Genomic DNA, 17,092 nt, shown 5'->3' with positions numbered 1-17,092 from the left:
GTTCTCCGGGCACTCTTCGCCCGGGTCGCCGACAGCCTTGAAGTTCCTTGAGTTGCGGCAAATCTCATCCGGTGAAATTCGTGAGGGCCGTCGATAAACTTCACCGTACGCCCTCGGGAAAAGGCCGGTGCAAGCCAAACGCTCCGGCGGATTCTCCCTTTTAAGAAACACTGAAACCGAGCGCACGCGCGCCCGCAACCCTCAGCAACCGCCATGCAGCCCACGCTCCGCCTCGCCGGCGACGACTACACCCGTTCCACCGCGATCGGCCTCTTCGCTCCCATTTGTTGGGGGATGTCGGTCGGGCTCGTGCGCGGCATCGCCGAAGGCTTCGGCATGGCGCAGGGCCAGTTTCTGCTCTACTGCATCGCGACGACCTGCCTCTTCTTCATGGTGGGGCTCCCGGACTTCCGGAAGATGTCGAAGAAGTACCTCTTCATCGGGATCCCGACCGCGAACGCGAGTTCGCTCTCCTTCTGCCTCGCGCTCTTCACGTCGGCGGGTGGCCGTCAGACGCTTGAGGTCGGCATGGTGAACTACCTCTGGCCCTCGCTCACGATCGTCGCCGCGGTGCTCTTTGCGGGCGTCAAGGCGCGCTGGCACCTCTGGCCGGGACTTCTCGGCGCCATCGCCGGGATCATGGTCGTGCTGGGCGGCGAAGAGGGCGTCTCGCCCACGCTGATTCTCCAACACGCGTCGGAAAACCCCGCGTCCTACCTCTTGGCGGTCGTCGCCGCCACCACCTGGGCCGCGTTCTCGATCATGACGCGCCGCTGGGGGAACGGCGTCAACCCGAGCACGCTGATCTTCGCGTTGGATGCGCTCCTCTTCGGCGGCCTTTGGCTGTTGGGCGTGGGCGAAGGTCCCTCCGAAGCCTCCTGGCGCGGGATCGTCTCCGCCGTCTTCGGCGGGTTCGCCATGGCCGGGGCCTACGCCGCGTGGACGCGCGGCATGGCCCGCGGGAACATCACCGTGCTCGCCGTCGCCTCCTACTTCACGCCGGTGCTCTCCTGCCTTTTCGGCGCGGTGTGGTTGGGCGCCGACCTCACGGCCGCCTTTTGGACGGGCGTGGGCTTCGTGGTGCTGGGCTCGCTCGTCTGCTGGCACGCGACGCGCGAGCAGAAGACGCCTGGGGCGAAGGCTGAAGGGAAGACCGAGGGAAAAACCGAAGGAAAGGGCGCCGTCACGAAGGGCGACCCCAAGAAGGTCTGAGCCCGAGGGTTTCCGAAGGGAGTAGGGACTTCCTCGCGCGGAACGCGCCGCGAAGACCGAACCCCGTGAGAACCCATGAAAACGCATGAAAACGGGCCGCCGGCATCTTCGCCGCGGCCCGTTTGAATTTTCCTATGCCCCGATTGACCCGGCCGTCGTCGGTCGGTCGTCGTTCGGACGGATCAGGGGCGCCGCCCGATCAAAGCGCGTTGTCGAGCTCGTCGAGGTCGTAGTGGATGTTGATGCCGTCGTAGGTCGACTCGACGTGCACGCCCGACTGGCAGCGGAATTCGAGCCAGGCAGTCGCGGGCTTCACCGCGTCGCCCGAGCCCTCTTCGGAACTCCCGTAGAGCGGGAGCATCCCCATCTTGCGCTGGCCGCAGAACTGCTGCGCCTCCTTCTGAAGATGTTCGACCAACTTCGTCGGGGCCTTGGTGCCGGGCCACGCGGCGGAGATGCGCCAGACGTTGCCGACGACGTTCTCGATCTTCTGATCGCGGTTGCTGAAGTGTTCATGCTCTTCGCGGATCGACGAGCAGCCGGCAAGAAGCGTGACCGCCGCAAGGGCCGTGATCGTCGCGGTGAGTCGGGGGAACTTGAGCATGGGGAAGGCGTCCGTAGGTTTGGGTGTCGGGGGCCCGGGGCGGACTTGCGCTGCGCCGCCCACGGGCGATGCGCGGAAGTGTAGCAAGTTCGACCGAAGGCGTAGTTCGGGGCGCCCAACGACTTTCTTAAGAAATGCATCGGCGCGATAGGAAACGGACGCCCTGAAAAACCCCGAGTGCGGCTAGAATTCGCGGCCTTCCGGGTTCTAAGGAATCCTTAACTTTGCCCCCTTAAACTCCGGCCCAAAATCGCGGAAGACTACCCCTTTTGGGGTGGAACCCCGCCCCGAGAGATCCCATCGACCACCCGTACCACAAGATGACCGACCCCATCCTTGAAGTGCGAAACCTCACCTGCGAGCGCGGCGAACGCACGCTCTTTCAGGGCCTCACCTTCGCCGTCGGCGAAGGTACCCTCGTGCGCATCGCGGGCTCGAACGGCGCCGGCAAGACGACGCTCCTGCGCCTGATGACGGGGCTCATGCGCCCGGTGGAAGGCGAAGTGCTCTGGCGCGGGGTGCCGATTGCGAAGGCCGCCCAGGACTTCTGGCGCGAGCTCTGCTACATCGGTCACAGGAACGGCGTGAAGGACGATCTCTCGGTGATCGAAAACCTCCGCATCAACGCGCGCATCGCGTCGCTCCCCTATGACGAGGAGAAGGCGCTCGAGGCCCTTCATGCGGTGGGTCTCTCCGACTACGTCGACGTGCCCGCGGGGCAGCTCTCCCAAGGTCAGCGCCGCCGCGTGGCCTTGGCGCGCCTCTGGCTCTCGCGCTCCGTGGCGCTCTGGGTGCTGGACGAACCCTTCACCGCGTTGGACGTGAAGGGCGTCGCGCGCCTGGCGGATCTCATCGGCGCGCACGTGAAGGAAGGCGGGATCGTCATGCTCGTCACCCACCAGGAGGTGCCCGTCGAAGGCGCGAGCCTGATGGTGGTTGAGCCCGAACGCTGGTCGCCGCTCCGCCGCACCGCGGAAGAGCGCGCCTTGGCCGACAGCGACGCGCGCGAAGCCGAAAACGAAGCGCACTGACGAGGAGCGGACGAATCATGTGGAACCTCTTTCTCACCATTCTCCGCCGCGATCTGACGCTGTCGCTTCGCCGCAAGTCGGACCTCGCCCAGGTGATCTTCTTCTTTGCGGTCGTCGTGACGCTCGTCCCCTTGGGGGTCGGCGCCGAAACGAACATTCTGCGCGCGATCGCGCCGGGGGTCGTGTGGGTGGCGGCTCTTCTTGCCGCGCTCCTTTCGCTTCCCCGCATGTTCGCGACCGACCATGAGGACGGCACGTTGGAGCAGATGTTGGTCGCCGCCGAGCCGCTCCCCGTCATCGTCATCGCCAAGGTGGCCGCGCACTGGCTCGTGACCGGCGTCCCGATGACGATCTTCGCGACGATCTTCGGCGTGATGTTCGACCTGACGCTCGAGATGACGATCGTCATGGTGGCGAGCCTGGCGCTCGGCACCCCGGTGCTCTCGCTTGTAGGCGCCGTCGGCGCCGCGCTCACGCTCGGTCTTCGCGCCGGGGGCGTCCTCACGTCGCTTCTCGTGCTTCCGCTCTACATCCCGGTGCTCATCTTCGGTGCGGGGGCCTCGCAGGCCGTCGCCGTCGCGATGAGCCCCTCCGCGCACTTCATGATCGTCGGGGGCTTGACGCTCCTCTCGCTCGCTCTGGCGCCGATCGCGGTCGCCGCGGCGCTGCGCATCGCCGAACAGTAACCATCCTTCAAGAGAAACGAGGTCATCGACACATGCACTCTTCGGATCTTCAGGCCTTCTACCGCACCGCAGGGAAGCTCATTCCCTGGCTGATGGGCGCCGCGCTCATCCTCTTCGTGGTGGGCTTCTACTTCGGGTTCTTCGAGTGCCCGATCGAGGCGCGGCAGGGGAACTCCTACCGCATCATCTTCATCCACGTCTCGGCGGCCTGGCTCTCGATGCTGCTCTACGTGCTGATGGCGGTCTTCAGCCTGATCGGGCTGCTCCGCAACAACCAGCTCGCCTTCATCGTCGCGCAGGCGATGGCGCCGACCGGCGCCCTGATGGGCTTCATCGCGCTCTTCTCGGGCGCCTTCTGGGGGCGCCCGACCTGGGGCACGTACTGGGTGTGGGACGCGCGCCTCACCTCGATGCTGATCCTCTTCTTCCTCTACCTCGGGTTCATTGCGCTGCACAGCGCGATCGACGACAAGCGCCGCGCGGACCGCGCCGCCTCCGTCATCTCGATCGTCGGCGTCGTCAACGTCCCGATCATCTACTTCTCGGTGCGCTGGTGGAACACGCTCCACCAGGGCGCCTCGATCACGACGTCGGGCACCTCGATGGCGAAGATCATGCTCTACACGCTCCTCGTCATGGTGGCGGCGGGCATGTTCTACGGCGCGGGCACCGTGCTCTCGCGCACCCGCACGATCATCCTTGAACGCGAACGCCGTCAAACCTGGGCCCAAAAGGCCGCTCTGGAGGGCAAGCTGTGAACTGGACGTCCTTTTCCGAATTCATCCACATGAACGGCCACGGCTACTACGTGTGGATGGCCTACGGCGCGCTCGCCGTCGCCGTGATCTACGAACTCTGGTCGCTCGCCGCCCGCCGGCGCCGCATCTGCGCGCGCCTCTCGCGCGAAGCCCGCGCGGCGAAGTCCACCCTTGAAATCTGATACCCGGAGACACTTGCCATGGATGCCAAAAGCAAGAAGCTCGCCCTGATCGGCGCGGCCGTGGTCGCGGTGGGTGCGGGCGTGACCCTCGCCCTCAACGCCTTCAACGAAAACCTAGTCTTCTTCTTTTCGCCCACGCAGGTCGTGGCGAAGGAAGCCCCGACGGGCCGCACGTTCCGTCTGGGCGGCGTCGTGGAGCCGGGTTCGGTGAAGCGCCAGGCCGACGGCGTGACCGTCGTCTTCCACGTGACCGACACCGCGCAGGCCGTCCCGGTCCAGTACACCGGGATCCTCCCCGACCTCTTCAGCGAAGGGCAGGGCGTCGTGGTGCAGGGCAAGCTCGACGATCAGGGCCTCTTCACCGCGAGCGAAGTGCTCGCCAAGCACGATGAAAACTACATGCCTCCCGAAGCCGCCCAGGCGCTCGAAGACGCGCACAAGGCCGGCGTGAAGAAGGCGCAGGAGGAAGCCGCCGCCAAGGCCGCCGCGGCGAAGTCCTGAACCCGACTTCCCAACAAAACCTCAACCCCTTGAAGGCCGGCCCGACTCCGTCCGGCCTTTACCGGAGACACTCCCGTGATTCCTGAGATTGGTCACTTCGCACTCATCCTGTGCCTTGCGCTGAGCATCGTGCAGGGCGTGCTGCCGCTCGTGGGCGCCGCTCGGGGGAGCCGCGCCCTGATGGCGGTGGCCCGCCCCGCGTCGCTTGCGAACGCGTTCTTCGCGACGATCGCCTTCGGCGCGCTCGCCTATTCGTTCTACGTGTCGGACTTCACCGTCCTCAACGTGGCGAACAACTCGAACTCCATGCTCCCGGCGATGTACAAGATCGCCGCGACCTGGGGCTCGCACGAAGGTTCGATCCTCTTCTGGTCGACGACGCTCGCCTGGTGGGGCGCCGCGGTCGCGTTTTCCGCGAAGCGCCTCCCGACCGACATGGTGGCGCGCGTCACCGGCGTGATGGGTCTGGTGGGGATGGGCTTCCTGCTCTTCATGCTCTTCACGTCGAACCCGTTCCTGCGCCTCTTCCCGGCGCCGGCGGAAGGCGCCGACCTGAACCCGCTCCTCCAGGACCCGGGCATGGTCTTCCATCCGCCGCTCCTCTACCTCGGGTACGTGGGCTTTGCGGTGCCCTTCGCCTTCGCGATCGCGGCCCTCATTTCGGGCCGCCTCGACGCCGCGTGGGCCCGCTGGATGCGCCCCTGGACGACGGCCGCCTGGATTCTCCTGACGCTCGGCATCGCGCTCGGCTCCTACTGGGCCTACTACGAGCTCGGCTGGGGCGGCTGGTGGTTCTGGGACCCGGTCGAGAATTCCTCCTTCATGCCGTGGCTGACGGGCACCGCCCTCATCCACAGCCTGGCGGTGACGGAAAAGCGCGGGTGCTTCCGCATCTGGACGGTGCTCCTTGCGATCCTCACGTTCTCGCTTTCGCTTCTCGGCACCTTCCTCGTGCGCTCGGGCGTCCTCACCTCGGTGCACGCGTTCGCGACCGACCCTGAGCGCGGCCTCTTCATCCTCGCCTTCCTCATCATCGTGATCGGGCTCTCGTTCCTGCTCTTCGCGTGGCGCGCCCCGACGGTGGGTCTCGGCGGCAACTTCGGGATGATCTCGCGCGAGTCGATGCTCCTCGTCAACAACGTGCTTCTCGTCGTCGCGATGGGCGCGGTGCTCCTGGGTACGCTCTATCCGCTCTTCCTTGACGCCTTGAACGCGGGCAAGATCTCGGTCGGGCCCCCGTACTTCGATGCGGTCTTCGGGCCCTTGATGCTCCCGATGGTCTTCCTCATGGCGATGGGCCCGATGGCGCGCTGGAAGGAAACGAACCTCGTTGAGCTTGCCCGCCGCGTCGCCTGGTGCTTCGTCGCCGCTTTGGTGGTCGGCGCCGCCATTCCGCTTCTCATGGGCGAATGGGGTCACTGGGTGTTCGTGGGCTGCACGCTCGCCGCCTTCGTCGTCTTCGGCGCGATCGAAGACATCCGCGGTCAGATCCGCCACGCGCAGGGGAGCTTCTTCGCGAAGCTCGCGCGTCAGCCGCGCGCCTTCTGGGGCATGCACTTGGCGCACGTCGGCGTCGCCGTCTTCATCATCGGCGTGGCGCTCGTGAAGGGCTATCAGTCCGAACGCGACGTCCGCATGTTCGAAGGGGACACCGTTACGGTCGCCGGCTACACCTTCACCTTCAACGGCGTCACGAACGAGCGCGGTCCCAACTACACGGCCGACCGCGGCGACTTCACGCTCTCGAAGGACGGGAAGGAACTCCAGCACCTCTATCCTGAAAAGCGCAAGTACTTCAGCTCGAACTCGATGCCGATGACCGAAGCCGCGATCCGCCACTCGATCACGGGCGACGTGTACGTCTCTTTGGGCGTCCCGAGCTCCGACGGCGGCTGGGTCGTGCGCGCCTACTCGAAGCCCTTCGTCACCTGGATCTGGTGGGGCACCATCCTGATGGCGATCGGCGGCTTCATCGCCGCGTCGGACCGCCGCTACCGCGCGAAGAAGAAGGCGAAGAACGCCTCCGCGGTCGCGTGAGAGGGAGTTAAATCATGAAAGCTGCCAAGTATCTGATTCCGTTTGCGATCTTCGTCTTCCTCGCGGGCTTCCTCTTCAAGGGGCTCTACCTCGATCCGAGGACGCTCCCGTCGGCCTTGATCGAAAAGCCGATGCCCAAGATCGAACTCCGTCATCTCTTCGAGCCCGAAAAGACCTTCACGGCCGAAGAGATGAAGGGGAAGGTCTGGATGATGAACGTCTGGGCGACGTGGTGCGTGCCCTGCAAGCAGGAGCACCCGTACCTCGTGAACTTGAAGCGCCAGGGTCTCAAAACCCCGATCGTGGGCTTCGTCTACAAGGACCAGCCCGCGGCCGCCGCGAAGATGCTCCGCCAGTCGGGCAACCCCTACGACCTCGTCGTCTACGAGACCGAAAACAAGGCGGGGCTCGACCTGGGCGTCACGGGCGTTCCCGAAACCTTCATCATCGACAAGAAGGGCGTCATCCGAGGGAAGGTGAGCTACCCGATCCTCGACGACCTTTGGTTCGGTCAGGTGAAGCCCCTTCTTGAACAGCTGGAGGCCGAATGATGTCCGCTCAGACCCTCAAGCGTGCGGCCGCCTCGCTCGCCCTTTCGGCGGCCCTGACCCTTCCCATGGCCGCCCAGGCCCGCGAAGCGGCCCCGACCGCCTTCGACCCCGTCGCGCACGAGCGCGTCGTGCAGGTCTCCGAACAGCTCCGCTGCCTCGTCTGCCAGAACCAGTCGATTGCGGAATCGAACGCGGAGCTCGCCGTCGACCTCCGAAATCAGGTGATCGAACAGGTCAAGGCCGGGAAGACCAACAAGGAAATCATCGACTACATGGTCGAGCGTTACGGGGACTTCGTCCTCTACCGCCCGCCCTTCAAGTCGACCACCTACATTCTCTGGATCGGCCCCATCGCGCTCTTTTTGATCGGGCTCGGTGCGTTCTACGTCAATCTGCGCCGCCGCAAGCGCGTCGTCGCTTCGGAAGCCAAGCCCCTGACGGCCGACGAGCAGGCTCTCGCCGCCGACCTCTTGGGTGAAAAGAAGGAGTAAGCCGTGACGACTTTCATCATCATCTGCGTGCTGATGGCCGTCATCGCGGTCGCCGCCGTCTTCTACCCGCTCTGGACGGGCGGGCGCTCGGACGCCGACGCGAGCCAGCGCGAACACGTTCTCGGGATTCTCCGCCAGCAGGCGGCGGACCTCGAAGCGGAACGCGCCGCGGGCCGCATCGATCAGGACGAGTACGAAGAGACCCGCATGGAGCTCGAGCGCCGCGTCTTGGAAGAAGCCCGCCAGGAAAAGGTCGAGCAGTCCGGGACCGCGTCGAAGCTCACCAAGCAGCTCGCGATCGTCCTCGCGGTGATCATCCCCGCCGCGGCCGCCTTCGGCTACGTCGCGCTCGGTCGCTACACCGCGATGGATCCCGCCTTCCTCGCGGCGATGGAACGTCAGTCCATGCAGTCCCGCGGTCATTCCGCCGCGGAAATGCAGAAAATGATGGACGACCTGCGCGCGCAGTTGGAAGCCAATCCGCAGAACCCCGAAGGGTGGTTCATGCTGGCGCGCGTCGCCGCGAGCGTCAACCGCTTCGACGACGCCCTGGAAGCCTTCAAGCGCTTGGACGCGCTCGTCCCCAACAACGCCGACATCATCGCCGACATGGCGGACATGATGGCCGCGGCGAACGGCAAGGTGATCACGCCCGACGTCGAGAAGCTTCTCCAGAAGGCGCTCTCGATCGACCCGGGTCAGTGGAAGGCCCTGGCGCTTCTCGCCATCAACGCGTGGGACAAGCAGCAGTACGCGAAGGCCGCGGAATACTGGGAGCGCCTCGTTCAGGTGGTGCCGCCCGACTTCCCAGACCTCGACCAGATCCGCGCCAACATCGACGAAGCGAAGCGCCTGGGCGGCGTCAACGACTCGATCTCGCAGTCGAGCCCGAACGCGCGTCAGTTGTCGGACGCCGGGGAATCCGTCCCGACGGCGTCCCCTGAAAACGGCCGCGTGATCGCGGGCACGGTGACGCTCGCCGACGATCTGAAGGGCAAGGTCTCCCCGACCGACACCGTCTTCATCTACGCGCGTCCCGTCTCGGGCTCCCGCATGCCGGTCGCCTACACGTCGATCGAAGTGAAGGACCTCCCGTACAACTTCACGCTGAACGAATCGATGACGATGGCGATGGGCGCGGACACGCTCCGGAACGTCGACACCGTGATCGTCGGCGCCCGCATCTCGAAGACCGGGAACTTCATGCCGCAGTCGGGCGACCTCGAAGGCGAAATGAAGAGCCCCGTCGAAGTGGGCGACCGCGGCGTCGTGGTGCAGATCACCTCGGTGCGCCAGTAAGCCCATCGGACGCTTCACGCCAACCCGGCGTGAGGTCCTCCGACGAAAAAACGCCGAATCCGGTTGAGGCCGGGTTCGGCGTTTCTGTTCGTGCGGCTTCGTCCGGCGCTGCTTGGGGTCGTTCCGCCGAAAAAGAAAAGAGCCGCGGATTCACTCTCCTGCTCCCACCGCAGGGGTGCCGTCGGCTCTTTCTTTGAGAACAGCCTAACTCCATTCGTCGGCGCGGTGTTCAGGAGACGCCCGCTTTTTCGCCGTCGGCGCATTCTGCCGGCCGGTCGCCGCCGTTCCCGCTTTCGTGCAAGAAGGCGGCCGCATCGGTCAATCGGGCCGGAAGCCGTCCCGGCATACTTTCTTCCAACGTTTGTTGCGGCCCCGAGCCCCGCGGGCCGCCATTTCGAAGAAGGACAACCGACCATGCAGAATTTCGTTTGGGAAACGCCCGCCCGCGTGCATTTCGGCAAAGGCGTGATTGAAGAGCTCCCGGAAGAAGTTGCCCGCTTCGGGCGCCGCGTGCTTTTGGCGTACGGCGGCGGCTCGATCAAGCGGATCGGCCTCTACGACAAGATCCGTGAGCTCTTGAAGGACTGCGAAATCGTCGAACTCACGGGGATCGAACCCAACCCCCGCGTCGAAAGCGCGCGGGAGGGCGCGAAGCTCTGCCGCGAGCACGACGTCGACGTGATCGTCTCGGTGGGTGGCGGCTCGGTGCTCGACTGCTCGAAGTTGGTCGCGGCCGCCGCGAAGTACGACGGCGACGCTTGGGACTTGGTGGAAAAGAACGAACTCGCGGGCGAATGCCTCCCGATCATCGCGGTGATGACGTTGGCGGCGACGGGGTCGGAGCTCGATGCCGGCGCCGTCATTTCGAACCTCGGGAAGAAGCGCAAACTCCCCTTCATGCACGGGCCCACGTTCCCGAAGGCGGCGTTTTTGGACCCGACCTACTCGTTCACGGTTCCGGCCTGGCACACGGCCTGCGGCGCGTCGGACATCCTCTCCCATGTGATGGAGCAGTACTTCGTTTTGGATGCCAACCCCATCGCCGACGGCTTCTGCGAAACGATGATGCGGGTCGTGGTCGAAGAGACGCCGGTCGCCCTGACGGAACCCGACAACTACGACGCCCGCGCCGCGCTCATGTGGGCGAGCTCCTGGGGGTGCAACGGGCTCCTCTCGCTCGGGAACGGCCCCTCGGCCTGGGCCTGCCACGCGATCGAGCACGAAATCTCCGCCTACTACGACGTGACGCACGGCGCGGGGTTGGCGGTCGTGACGCCGCGGTGGCTCCGCCGCAGCATGACTGCTGAAACGGCGCCCCGCATCGCGCACTTCGGCGCGCGCGTCTTCGACCTCGCGCCGACGGGCGACGTCATGGAAGACGCCGAGCGCGCCGTGCGGGCTTTGGAAGCCTTCTACGCGAAGATCGGCATGCCGGCCGACATGGAGGCTTTGGGCGTTCCCGACACCGAGAACGTCGATGCGATGGCCGAAGGCGCCTTCACGGCGTTCCCGCTCCACCTTGCGATGAAGCCGCTTGAGCGCGAGGACGTGAAGGCGATTCTCCTGGACGCGTTCCGGAAGTGAGCTTCGCACGGTTCACCCCCTCGAAAGCCCGCAGAAATGCGGGCTTTCGGCCATTCCCCGTCGCAAAATCTGGCCGGACCCCTCGGCTATAATCAAAAAATTCGACGCCCCCGGGTTCGGGCCCGGGCGACGCCGGGACTGAAACCGTTTTTTCCCTTCCGCGACAACCAAGCACGGAGCTCCTCATGGCCGAACACGCGCCCACCGTTCTGACCCATCCGCTTCTCGCGAATCTGCTCGTCGAAGCGGCGGTCGACACGATCAACGTCTTCCGCCGTTCGGACTCCCCGGACGAAGTGGCCCATGCCGCCTCGACCACCGTGGAGACGCTCGCCGCGCTCTTCATCGACATGGGCGACGCGCTCGACCACATCGTGCGGCTCCCCGACGGGTGGTCGCACGAAGCGATGGCCGAACGCGTGCTTCCGCTGCTCAAGGAAGATCCGGACCTCCCCGAAATCCCCGAGGATTTGGGTGAGACCGAACGCCAGGCGGCGATCATCGTGCTCACCTTCAACCGCATCATCTCCGGCATGATCGCGGCCTTCGCCGAACTTTCGGAGCAGGAACGCATCGACCCGACGGGGGATTTGTCCGACTTCTGCGCGGACCCCTCGGTGCAGATGGAAATCGCGGGCTGGACGGCCCTCATTCTCGGACCTGAAGACGAAGAAGAGGCGTCTCCCAACGACGCCGAATAAGAATCACCATGACAAACAACACGCAAACAACCCCCGTGTCCCTCGGCACGGATGAATTGGAAGCGCTCCTCGCGGACACCGTCCGCAAGGTGCTCAAAAACCTTCTCGACGTCCGCGCGGGCACGCTCACCGCGGACGAGGCCGCCGAGCGCGACGACGCGGCCGTGCGCTCGATCGCGCGCATCCTCATGAACGAAGACGAGCGCTTCGCGGTGACGCTTCCCGCGTGCGGGCCGCAGTTGGTGGCCGACATGCGCGAGAACATCCCGGCGCTCTTTCGCGATCAGCCGGCCGAAGCCGCCGAAAATCCCCGCGCCGCGATGGTGCACGCCGCCCGCGTCTTCCAGCGTGAGACCTACACGATGCTGCGCGCCTGCCTCTCGCAGGGCGAGTGCGACGAAGGCGACGAAAAGCTCGCCGAATGCTTCGAGGGCTTCTGCTCGGTCTGGCTCGTGCGCTTCACGGGCGGGCGCCTTCGCAACTGATTGACCTTCTGACTCGACCCCCACCCGGAGACCCCCGATGAGTTCCTGCAAGCGCTGCGCCGGCGGATGCCGCGACTTCAGCTCCAAGGCCGACCGCGCCCCCAACATCGCCTCGATCGACGTCGTGGAGGGGATTCTTCTGAAAGCCGCGAAGAACATGCGCGCCCGCGCGGAAGCCTTCGCCGCGGGGGAACTCTCCGAGGCCGACATCGAGGCCGCGAACCGGAAGCTGCTCGACTGGCTCGCGACGACCTTTGCGGGCGAGAACCCGCACTTCGAGACGACTGAGGACTGGAACCCCTACGGGCTCGCTCAGCTGATCCGCGAAAAGGCGGAGGAGGTCGACCTCTCGGGCCTCACGGACGCCGCCGTCGTGCGCGCCGCCGCCTCCTGGTTCGTGGCGGATGCGGTCGAGACGGTGGCTTCCACCCCCGACGACGCGAGCCTCGAAGCCCTGGCCGCCCGTTGGGCCGCGGGCTTCACGGGGATGCCGGACTTCTGAGTCCCGACCCAAACTCCACAGAATTGAACGACCAAAACGACCATGCGCTTTGAAGACCTTGCCGAGTTTCTGCGCGTCCGACCCGGTCACGGCGTCGCCCAGGAAGGCGACGATCTCGTCGAGACGCCCTTCGTGCTTCCCGGCACGACCGAACCCCTCGTCATCCGCGTGACGCGCATGACGGGTGAGGACGGGCCGCTCCTCGTCACCGACGGGGGCGCTTTGGCCGCGAGCCTCTCGGGCCGCGCGGTCGACGTCGCGCGTCTTTCCGAGACCGCCCCCGAAGGCTTCCGCACGGCGTTGGAAGCCACGGGTGCCGGCGTCGACGACGAAGGCCGCGTCTTCGTCGTGGCGGGTGCGCCCGACCTCTTGAAGCACGCCGTCGCGGCGGTGACCTCCGGCGTGATGATGCTGGGGACGCTCGCGGCCGCCTCCCGCTGACCGCCGACGAACGAGATCATGACGCTTCCCACGAACCGAAACGGCGGCAGCGCCCATTCCGGCGACATGCGCCCGCTCACGAACCGCGACCTCGCGCGCGAGGACATCGCGCGCATGATGTCGCGGCTCTCGCCCGATGCGTTGAACACGCTCCGGATGGTGGCCGACATGAAGAAGCGTCCGCCCGAAGAGGTCCTTCGGGAAGAAATCGAAAACGCCATCGCGAACCAGCTCCCGCCCGTGCCGATCGAAGAGATCATCCGGCTGATGGGGGCGCGCTGCTACGAGCTGGGCTATTTGGTCGGCTCCGCGAAGCGGTTCTTGCGGAACCTCCGCGGAGACTGACGTGCCGGAAGGCTCTGAAGTCCGCGAAGCCGACCCGCTCGGCATCGTCGTCGAAGGCGGCGGCTGCCGCGCGATCTACGCGGCGGGTGTCTTGGACGTCTTTGACGCGGCCGAGCCCCTCATGCGTGAGGTGAAGGGCGTGTTGGGCGTCTCGGCGGGTGCCATCCACGCCGCGAGCTTCGTCTCGCGCCAGCGCGGCCGAAGCCTTCGGATCTACGAGCGCTTCGCGCCGGACGAGCGCTTCGGGAGCTTCCGCCGGTGGCTTCGCACCGGATGCGTGATCGACCGCGACTTCTGCTTCCGCGAGATTCCGGACGCGCTCGAACCCTACGACCACGAGGCGTTCGCGCGCCGCACGATGCGGTTCTTCGCGGGCGTCACGAACCTCGAGACGGGGAAGGCCGAATTCCCCGAGCTCACCGACATGCGCCGCGACATTGATCTCCTCGCGGCCTCGACCGCGCTCCCCTACGTGATGCCGGCGGTGCGTTGGCAGGGGAAGGCTTTCGTCGACGGCGGCTGCGCCGACCGCGTCCCTGCGGCGGCCTTTGAAGCCATGGGCTTCACGCGGCAGATCGCGGTCTTGACGCGTCCCGAGGGCGACTCGGTGCGCGACCGCGACGCCTGGCTCGCCCCTTGGATCTACCGGAAGTATCCGGCCTTCGTGCGGGCTTTTCAAAAGAGCGGCGAGGCGTACGACCTGGCCCAAGAACACTTGAAGCGCCGCGAGGAGGAGGGCAAAGTCTTCGTGATCCGCCCGAAGGCCCCCTTGGGCGTGCCCCGCATCACGCACGATGCGGCGGAGATCCGCCGCGCCTGGGAGGCGGGACGGCGGGATGCTCAGGAGGCAATGCCGCGGCTCCTCGAGTGGCTCGGGCGCTGAAGCCCTTCAAGTCTTCCGAAGCATCTTCAATGCGTCCTACGCGCCCGGCGTGAGCGTCAGGTTCCTCTTTTTGAGAATCCGGTGAATCGTCATCGGCGACACCGAATCGACCCACCCGGCCTCGACGGCCTTTTCGGCCAAAAGGCGAAGCGTCCAGGCCTGCACGCCCTCGGGAGGCGCGCCGGAGGCGAGTTCGGCGATCTTCGCTTCGAACGCCTCGTCGAACCGGACCGTGCGTCCCCGGCCCTGCACGGTGCGCTCCGACAAGCCGAGCCGCTCGGCGATGGCGGCGTTGGAGAGCCCGTTCGCCAAAAGCCCCGTCACCTCGCGCTCCCTCGGGCTCATCTCTGCGAGAACGCGCTCCGCCTCCAAGGACGAGAGCATCCCTTCCGTCGGGTGCGGCGCCGCGCACGCGGCTTCAATGACGGGAATGAGGCGCTCGGCGTCGACGGGCTTCTCAAGGAAGTCGAAGCGCCGTTCTTCACGGCCTGCACGGCCGTCGGCACGTCGCCGTGCCCCGTGATGAAGACGATCGGCATCAAGAGGTTCTCTTCCTTCATCCGGGCCTGAAGTTCGAGCCCCGAGAGCCCCGGCATGCGGATGTCGAGGAGCACGCAGCCGGGCGGCGCGGAGCGGTAGTCCTTCAGAAAGGCTTCGGCCGATTCGTACGCGACGGTCTGACCAACGCCTACACGGAACGTCCCATTTCGCTCACCCGCGGCGCCGTGATCGGCGTGCGCGACACGTACCTGCGCTGGGCGCCGGAGTCGCCGATCTTCCCGCTCGTCAAGTATTCGGGCGTGGCGCTCAGGAACTGGCAGAACGCGATCGTGGTGAACTGGTGCGGGAAGCGCTTCTTCGAAGAAACGTCTTCGGCCGGCCTCTCCGCCGACTCCGCGAAGCTGACGAGCTACGGGACCGCCAACTCCACCCGCGGCCTTTTGGACGGCACGAACGGCGCCTTCTTCAAGGATCTCGATAAGAACCCGTACGTCCACGGCGATTGGAAGAACATCGGCCGCACGAAGTACAACCCGGTCAACTTCATCGCCGCGGCGCTCCAGATCAACGAAGGCTCGCACGCGCCGGATTGGTCCGCGGGTCCGCAGTGGGCGATCTTCGACTCCGAAGCGGTGAAGCGCGAACGCATCCGCATCACGGAGAACTCGGTCGACCCGCAGTACTTCTTCAAGGCGGACACCATTGAAGAGCTCGCGGAGAAGATCAACACGAACCCGTGGATGAGCCACAAGATCGACCCGAAGGTTCTGGCTGAGACGGTCCGCACGTACAACACCTACGTCGACAAGGGCGAAGACCCCGACTTCGCAAAGCCCGCGCCCCAGTTCAAGATCGAGAAGGGCCCCTTCTACGCGGCCGGGACGTCGGTGACGCTCCACGACTGCTACTGCGGCCTGCACGTCACGAACGACTGCGAAGTCCTCGACTGGGAAGGCAACGCCATCGCCGGGCTCTACGCCGCCGGTGAAGTGACGGGCGGCTCCTCGATGCACGGCCTCTCGCGCGGCCTCATCCAGGTCTACGTCCTCGGCAACGCCTTCAAGAAGCTCGCCTAAGCGGGTCCATCCGTAAGAACCGAACCGCGCCGCGGTCTTCCGTCGGGAGACCGCGGCGCAGGAGACTCAGAACATGACCAAGACCCACCGGATCTGCGCCGCGCTGGCCCTTGCCTTCGGCATCGCGCTTTCCTCGCTCCCGGCCGGAGCGACCGATGCCCCGAAGTCCGACATGTGCCTCGCCTGCCACGGCGGCAGCTTCGACGCGCTCCGCGACAAGACGAAGGACTGGAAGGACGAATTCGGCGACGCCGTGCAGCCGCACCAGTATCTCGATCCGAACGCCGCGAATCCCCATCAGGGCGAAAAGGTGGTGCCGGAATGCACGGGCTGCCACGAGGAGCACCCGATGCCGATTCCTTCGGGCTACAAGCCGAAGGAAGCCTCGCTCTCGATGTGCTACGGCTGCCATCATATGGAACATTTCCAACCGTGCAGCGATGCCGGTTGCCACGAGAAGTAAGTCGCAGAAGCCCCGATTCTCCTTGATTGTCCCCGCTCCGATCTCCTCCGAAGCAACAGAAAGCCGGGCACCCTTCGGGGTTGCCCGGCTCCTTTTTTGATCCTTTTTGGGGTCTGCGTGCGGGCGGCTTACTTCTGCCCGAGCAGCCCCTTCTTGAGGCTCCCGTCGATGGGCTTCTCACCCAGCCAGATCGCGAGCACGGCGTCGTAGAGGGGCTTCCCCGGAATCGCTTCGCCCACGGGCGCGCCGTTTCGGGTCACCGTCGTGCCGGCCTCGGGCGAGAAGTCGAAGTCGACCACGTCGCCTTCCTTCACGTCGCCGATCTCGGTCATGATGGCTTTCAACTGCGTGAGTTCCTTCTGAATGGCGGCTTCGCCCTCGGGCGTCAGGTTCGCTTTGAGGCCGTCGTCGAGCGCCTCGATGAAGTCGCTCCCCGAGACGTTGCGCAGAAGCGTGAGGCGCACGCGCCGGGGGCCGTCCTGCGCGGCGGCTTCCGCAAGGCTCGCCGCAGGCTGCGGGAGGTAGAGGCCGGCCGCGTAGACCTTGAAGAAGACGATCTTGCGAAGGCCCGCGCCGTTCAGCACCAATTGGCTCCCGGCCACGTCGGCGGCCGCTTCATAGCGCACGCCCGCGACGTCGATGGGTTCGGCGGCCGCGGCCGTGCCGAAGGCGAAAAGTCCGGAGAGCGCGCAGAGCGCCGGGGCGGCGATGGTCTTGAATCGGTTCATGGAAATCCCTCAGGAAACCCTCGTCTTCAGA

23 protein-coding genes are annotated in these 17,092 nt (G+C 65.8%); 19 read left to right on the top strand and 4 right to left on the bottom strand.

Going from position 1 to position 17,092, the window contains the following annotated elements; translation table 11 throughout:
* The first annotated feature begins 213 nt into the window (after positions 1-213).
* Positions 214-1,212 (top strand): aromatic amino acid DMT transporter YddG, encoded by a 999-nt coding sequence (gene yddG / locus HMPREF9440_RS03895; RefSeq protein ID WP_008541709.1) that lies wholly within the window; start codon positions 214-216, stop codon positions 1,210-1,212.
* 199 nt (positions 1,213-1,411) lie between these two features.
* On the opposite strand, the gene HMPREF9440_RS03890 is transcribed toward yddG, so the two are convergent.
* Positions 1,412-1,816 (bottom strand): hypothetical protein, encoded by a 405-nt coding sequence (locus HMPREF9440_RS03890; RefSeq protein ID WP_008541706.1) that lies wholly within the window; start codon positions 1,814-1,816, stop codon positions 1,412-1,414.
* A 320-nt stretch (positions 1,817-2,136) separates the two neighbouring features.
* Here HMPREF9440_RS03890 and ccmA point away from each other — a divergent pair, with 320 nt between their 5' ends.
* From ccmA to HMPREF9440_RS03810, 16 genes are all read left to right on the top strand, one after another.
* Positions 2,137-2,847 (top strand): cytochrome c biogenesis heme-transporting ATPase CcmA, encoded by a 711-nt coding sequence (gene ccmA, locus HMPREF9440_RS03885; RefSeq protein WP_008541704.1) that lies wholly within the window; start codon positions 2,137-2,139, stop codon positions 2,845-2,847.
* A gap of 17 nt (positions 2,848-2,864) precedes the next feature.
* A complete protein-coding gene (ccmB, locus tag HMPREF9440_RS03880) occupies positions 2,865-3,533 on the top strand; it encodes a heme exporter protein CcmB (RefSeq protein ID WP_008541703.1) in 669 nt (222 codons plus the stop codon).
* A gap of 32 nt (positions 3,534-3,565) precedes the next feature.
* On the top strand, positions 3,566-4,291 hold the full coding sequence (gene ccmC / locus HMPREF9440_RS03875; RefSeq protein ID WP_008541702.1) for a heme ABC transporter permease CcmC: 726 nt from the start codon (positions 3,566-3,568) through the stop codon (positions 4,289-4,291).
* Positions 4,288-4,473 carry a heme exporter protein CcmD gene (gene ccmD, locus HMPREF9440_RS03870; RefSeq protein WP_008541700.1) on the top strand — a complete coding sequence of 62 codons (186 nt, stop codon included), beginning with the start codon at positions 4,288-4,290 and terminating at the stop codon, positions 4,471-4,473. The genes ccmC and ccmD overlap by 4 nt, the downstream gene beginning before the upstream one ends.
* 18 nt (positions 4,474-4,491) lie before the next feature.
* Complete coding sequence (gene ccmE / locus HMPREF9440_RS03865) at positions 4,492-4,974, top strand: cytochrome c maturation protein CcmE (protein WP_008541698.1); 483 nt, start codon at positions 4,492-4,494, stop codon at positions 4,972-4,974.
* A gap of 75 nt (positions 4,975-5,049) precedes the next feature.
* Positions 5,050-7,011: a heme lyase CcmF/NrfE family subunit gene (locus HMPREF9440_RS03860; RefSeq protein ID WP_008541697.1), complete on the top strand. Its 1,962-nt coding sequence runs from the start codon at positions 5,050-5,052 to the stop codon at positions 7,009-7,011.
* Between the two features lie 14 nt (positions 7,012-7,025).
* A complete protein-coding gene (locus tag HMPREF9440_RS03855; protein WP_008541695.1) occupies positions 7,026-7,562 on the top strand; it encodes a DsbE family thiol:disulfide interchange protein in 537 nt (178 codons plus the stop codon).
* Complete coding sequence (locus HMPREF9440_RS03850) at positions 7,559-8,053, top strand: cytochrome c-type biogenesis protein (RefSeq protein ID WP_008541693.1); 495 nt, start codon at positions 7,559-7,561, stop codon at positions 8,051-8,053. Before HMPREF9440_RS03855 ends, HMPREF9440_RS03850 begins: the two co-directional genes overlap by 4 nt.
* 3 nt (positions 8,054-8,056) lie before the next feature.
* Positions 8,057-9,352 (top strand): c-type cytochrome biogenesis protein CcmI, encoded by a 1,296-nt coding sequence (gene ccmI, locus HMPREF9440_RS03845; RefSeq protein ID WP_008541692.1) that lies wholly within the window; start codon positions 8,057-8,059, stop codon positions 9,350-9,352.
* A gap of 414 nt (positions 9,353-9,766) precedes the next feature.
* Entirely contained in the window at positions 9,767-10,936 is a 1,170-nt protein-coding gene (locus HMPREF9440_RS03840; protein ID WP_008541689.1) for an iron-containing alcohol dehydrogenase, read from the top strand.
* 185 nt (positions 10,937-11,121) lie between these two features.
* The gene (locus HMPREF9440_RS03835; protein WP_008541688.1) at positions 11,122-11,637 is read left to right on the top strand and encodes a hypothetical protein; all 516 of its coding nucleotides are present in this window, start codon (positions 11,122-11,124) and stop codon (positions 11,635-11,637) included.
* A gap of 8 nt (positions 11,638-11,645) precedes the next feature.
* Positions 11,646-12,122 carry a hypothetical protein gene (locus HMPREF9440_RS03830; protein ID WP_008541686.1) on the top strand — a complete coding sequence of 159 codons (477 nt, stop codon included), beginning with the start codon at positions 11,646-11,648 and terminating at the stop codon, positions 12,120-12,122.
* 37 nt (positions 12,123-12,159) lie between these two features.
* Positions 12,160-12,624, top strand: coding sequence for a hypothetical protein (locus HMPREF9440_RS10455; protein ID WP_008541685.1), 465 nt, complete (start codon positions 12,160-12,162; stop codon positions 12,622-12,624).
* A 42-nt stretch (positions 12,625-12,666) separates the two neighbouring features.
* Positions 12,667-13,065 (top strand): hypothetical protein, encoded by a 399-nt coding sequence (locus HMPREF9440_RS03820; protein WP_008541683.1) that lies wholly within the window; start codon positions 12,667-12,669, stop codon positions 13,063-13,065.
* An 18-nt stretch (positions 13,066-13,083) separates the two neighbouring features.
* The gene (locus tag HMPREF9440_RS03815) at positions 13,084-13,410 is read left to right on the top strand and encodes a hypothetical protein (RefSeq protein ID WP_008541681.1); all 327 of its coding nucleotides are present in this window, start codon (positions 13,084-13,086) and stop codon (positions 13,408-13,410) included.
* Position 13,411: 1 nt separating this feature from the next.
* A complete protein-coding gene (locus tag HMPREF9440_RS03810) occupies positions 13,412-14,293 on the top strand; it encodes a patatin-like phospholipase family protein (protein WP_008541680.1) in 882 nt (293 codons plus the stop codon).
* 36 nt (positions 14,294-14,329) lie between these two features.
* Here HMPREF9440_RS03810 and HMPREF9440_RS11860 read toward each other — a convergent pair whose 3' ends face one another.
* Positions 14,330-14,677 (bottom strand): LuxR C-terminal-related transcriptional regulator, encoded by a 348-nt coding sequence (locus tag HMPREF9440_RS11860; RefSeq protein ID WP_008541679.1) that lies wholly within the window; start codon positions 14,675-14,677, stop codon positions 14,330-14,332.
* A complete protein-coding gene (locus HMPREF9440_RS11855; protein WP_245523565.1) occupies positions 14,635-14,940 on the bottom strand; it encodes a response regulator transcription factor in 306 nt (101 codons plus the stop codon). Before HMPREF9440_RS11855 ends, HMPREF9440_RS11860 begins: the two co-directional genes overlap by 43 nt.
* 78 nt (positions 14,941-15,018) lie before the next feature.
* Between HMPREF9440_RS11855 and HMPREF9440_RS03800 the strand changes: the two genes are divergently transcribed.
* Both HMPREF9440_RS03800 and HMPREF9440_RS03795 read left to right on the top strand, forming a co-directional pair.
* A complete protein-coding gene (locus HMPREF9440_RS03800) occupies positions 15,019-15,870 on the top strand; it encodes an FAD-binding protein (RefSeq protein ID WP_245523564.1) in 852 nt (283 codons plus the stop codon).
* Between the two features lie 73 nt (positions 15,871-15,943).
* Positions 15,944-16,333, top strand: a complete 390-nt coding sequence (locus tag HMPREF9440_RS03795; protein WP_008541676.1) for a cytochrome c3 family protein — start codon at positions 15,944-15,946, stop codon at positions 16,331-16,333.
* 128 nt (positions 16,334-16,461) lie between these two features.
* Here the strand turns inward: HMPREF9440_RS03795 and HMPREF9440_RS03790 are convergent, their stop codons facing one another.
* The gene (locus HMPREF9440_RS03790) at positions 16,462-17,061 is read right to left on the bottom strand and encodes a chalcone isomerase family protein (protein WP_008541675.1); all 600 of its coding nucleotides are present in this window, start codon (positions 17,059-17,061) and stop codon (positions 16,462-16,464) included.
* Positions 17,062-17,092: the final 31 nt, after the last annotated feature.

The organism is Sutterella parvirubra YIT 11816, assembly GCF_000250875.1.
GTDB classification, from domain to species: domain Bacteria; phylum Pseudomonadota; class Gammaproteobacteria; order Burkholderiales; family Burkholderiaceae_F; genus Sutterella; species Sutterella parvirubra.
The sequence above is the reverse complement of the archived record's forward strand: the minus strand, read 5'-3'. Positions and strand labels throughout refer to the sequence as shown.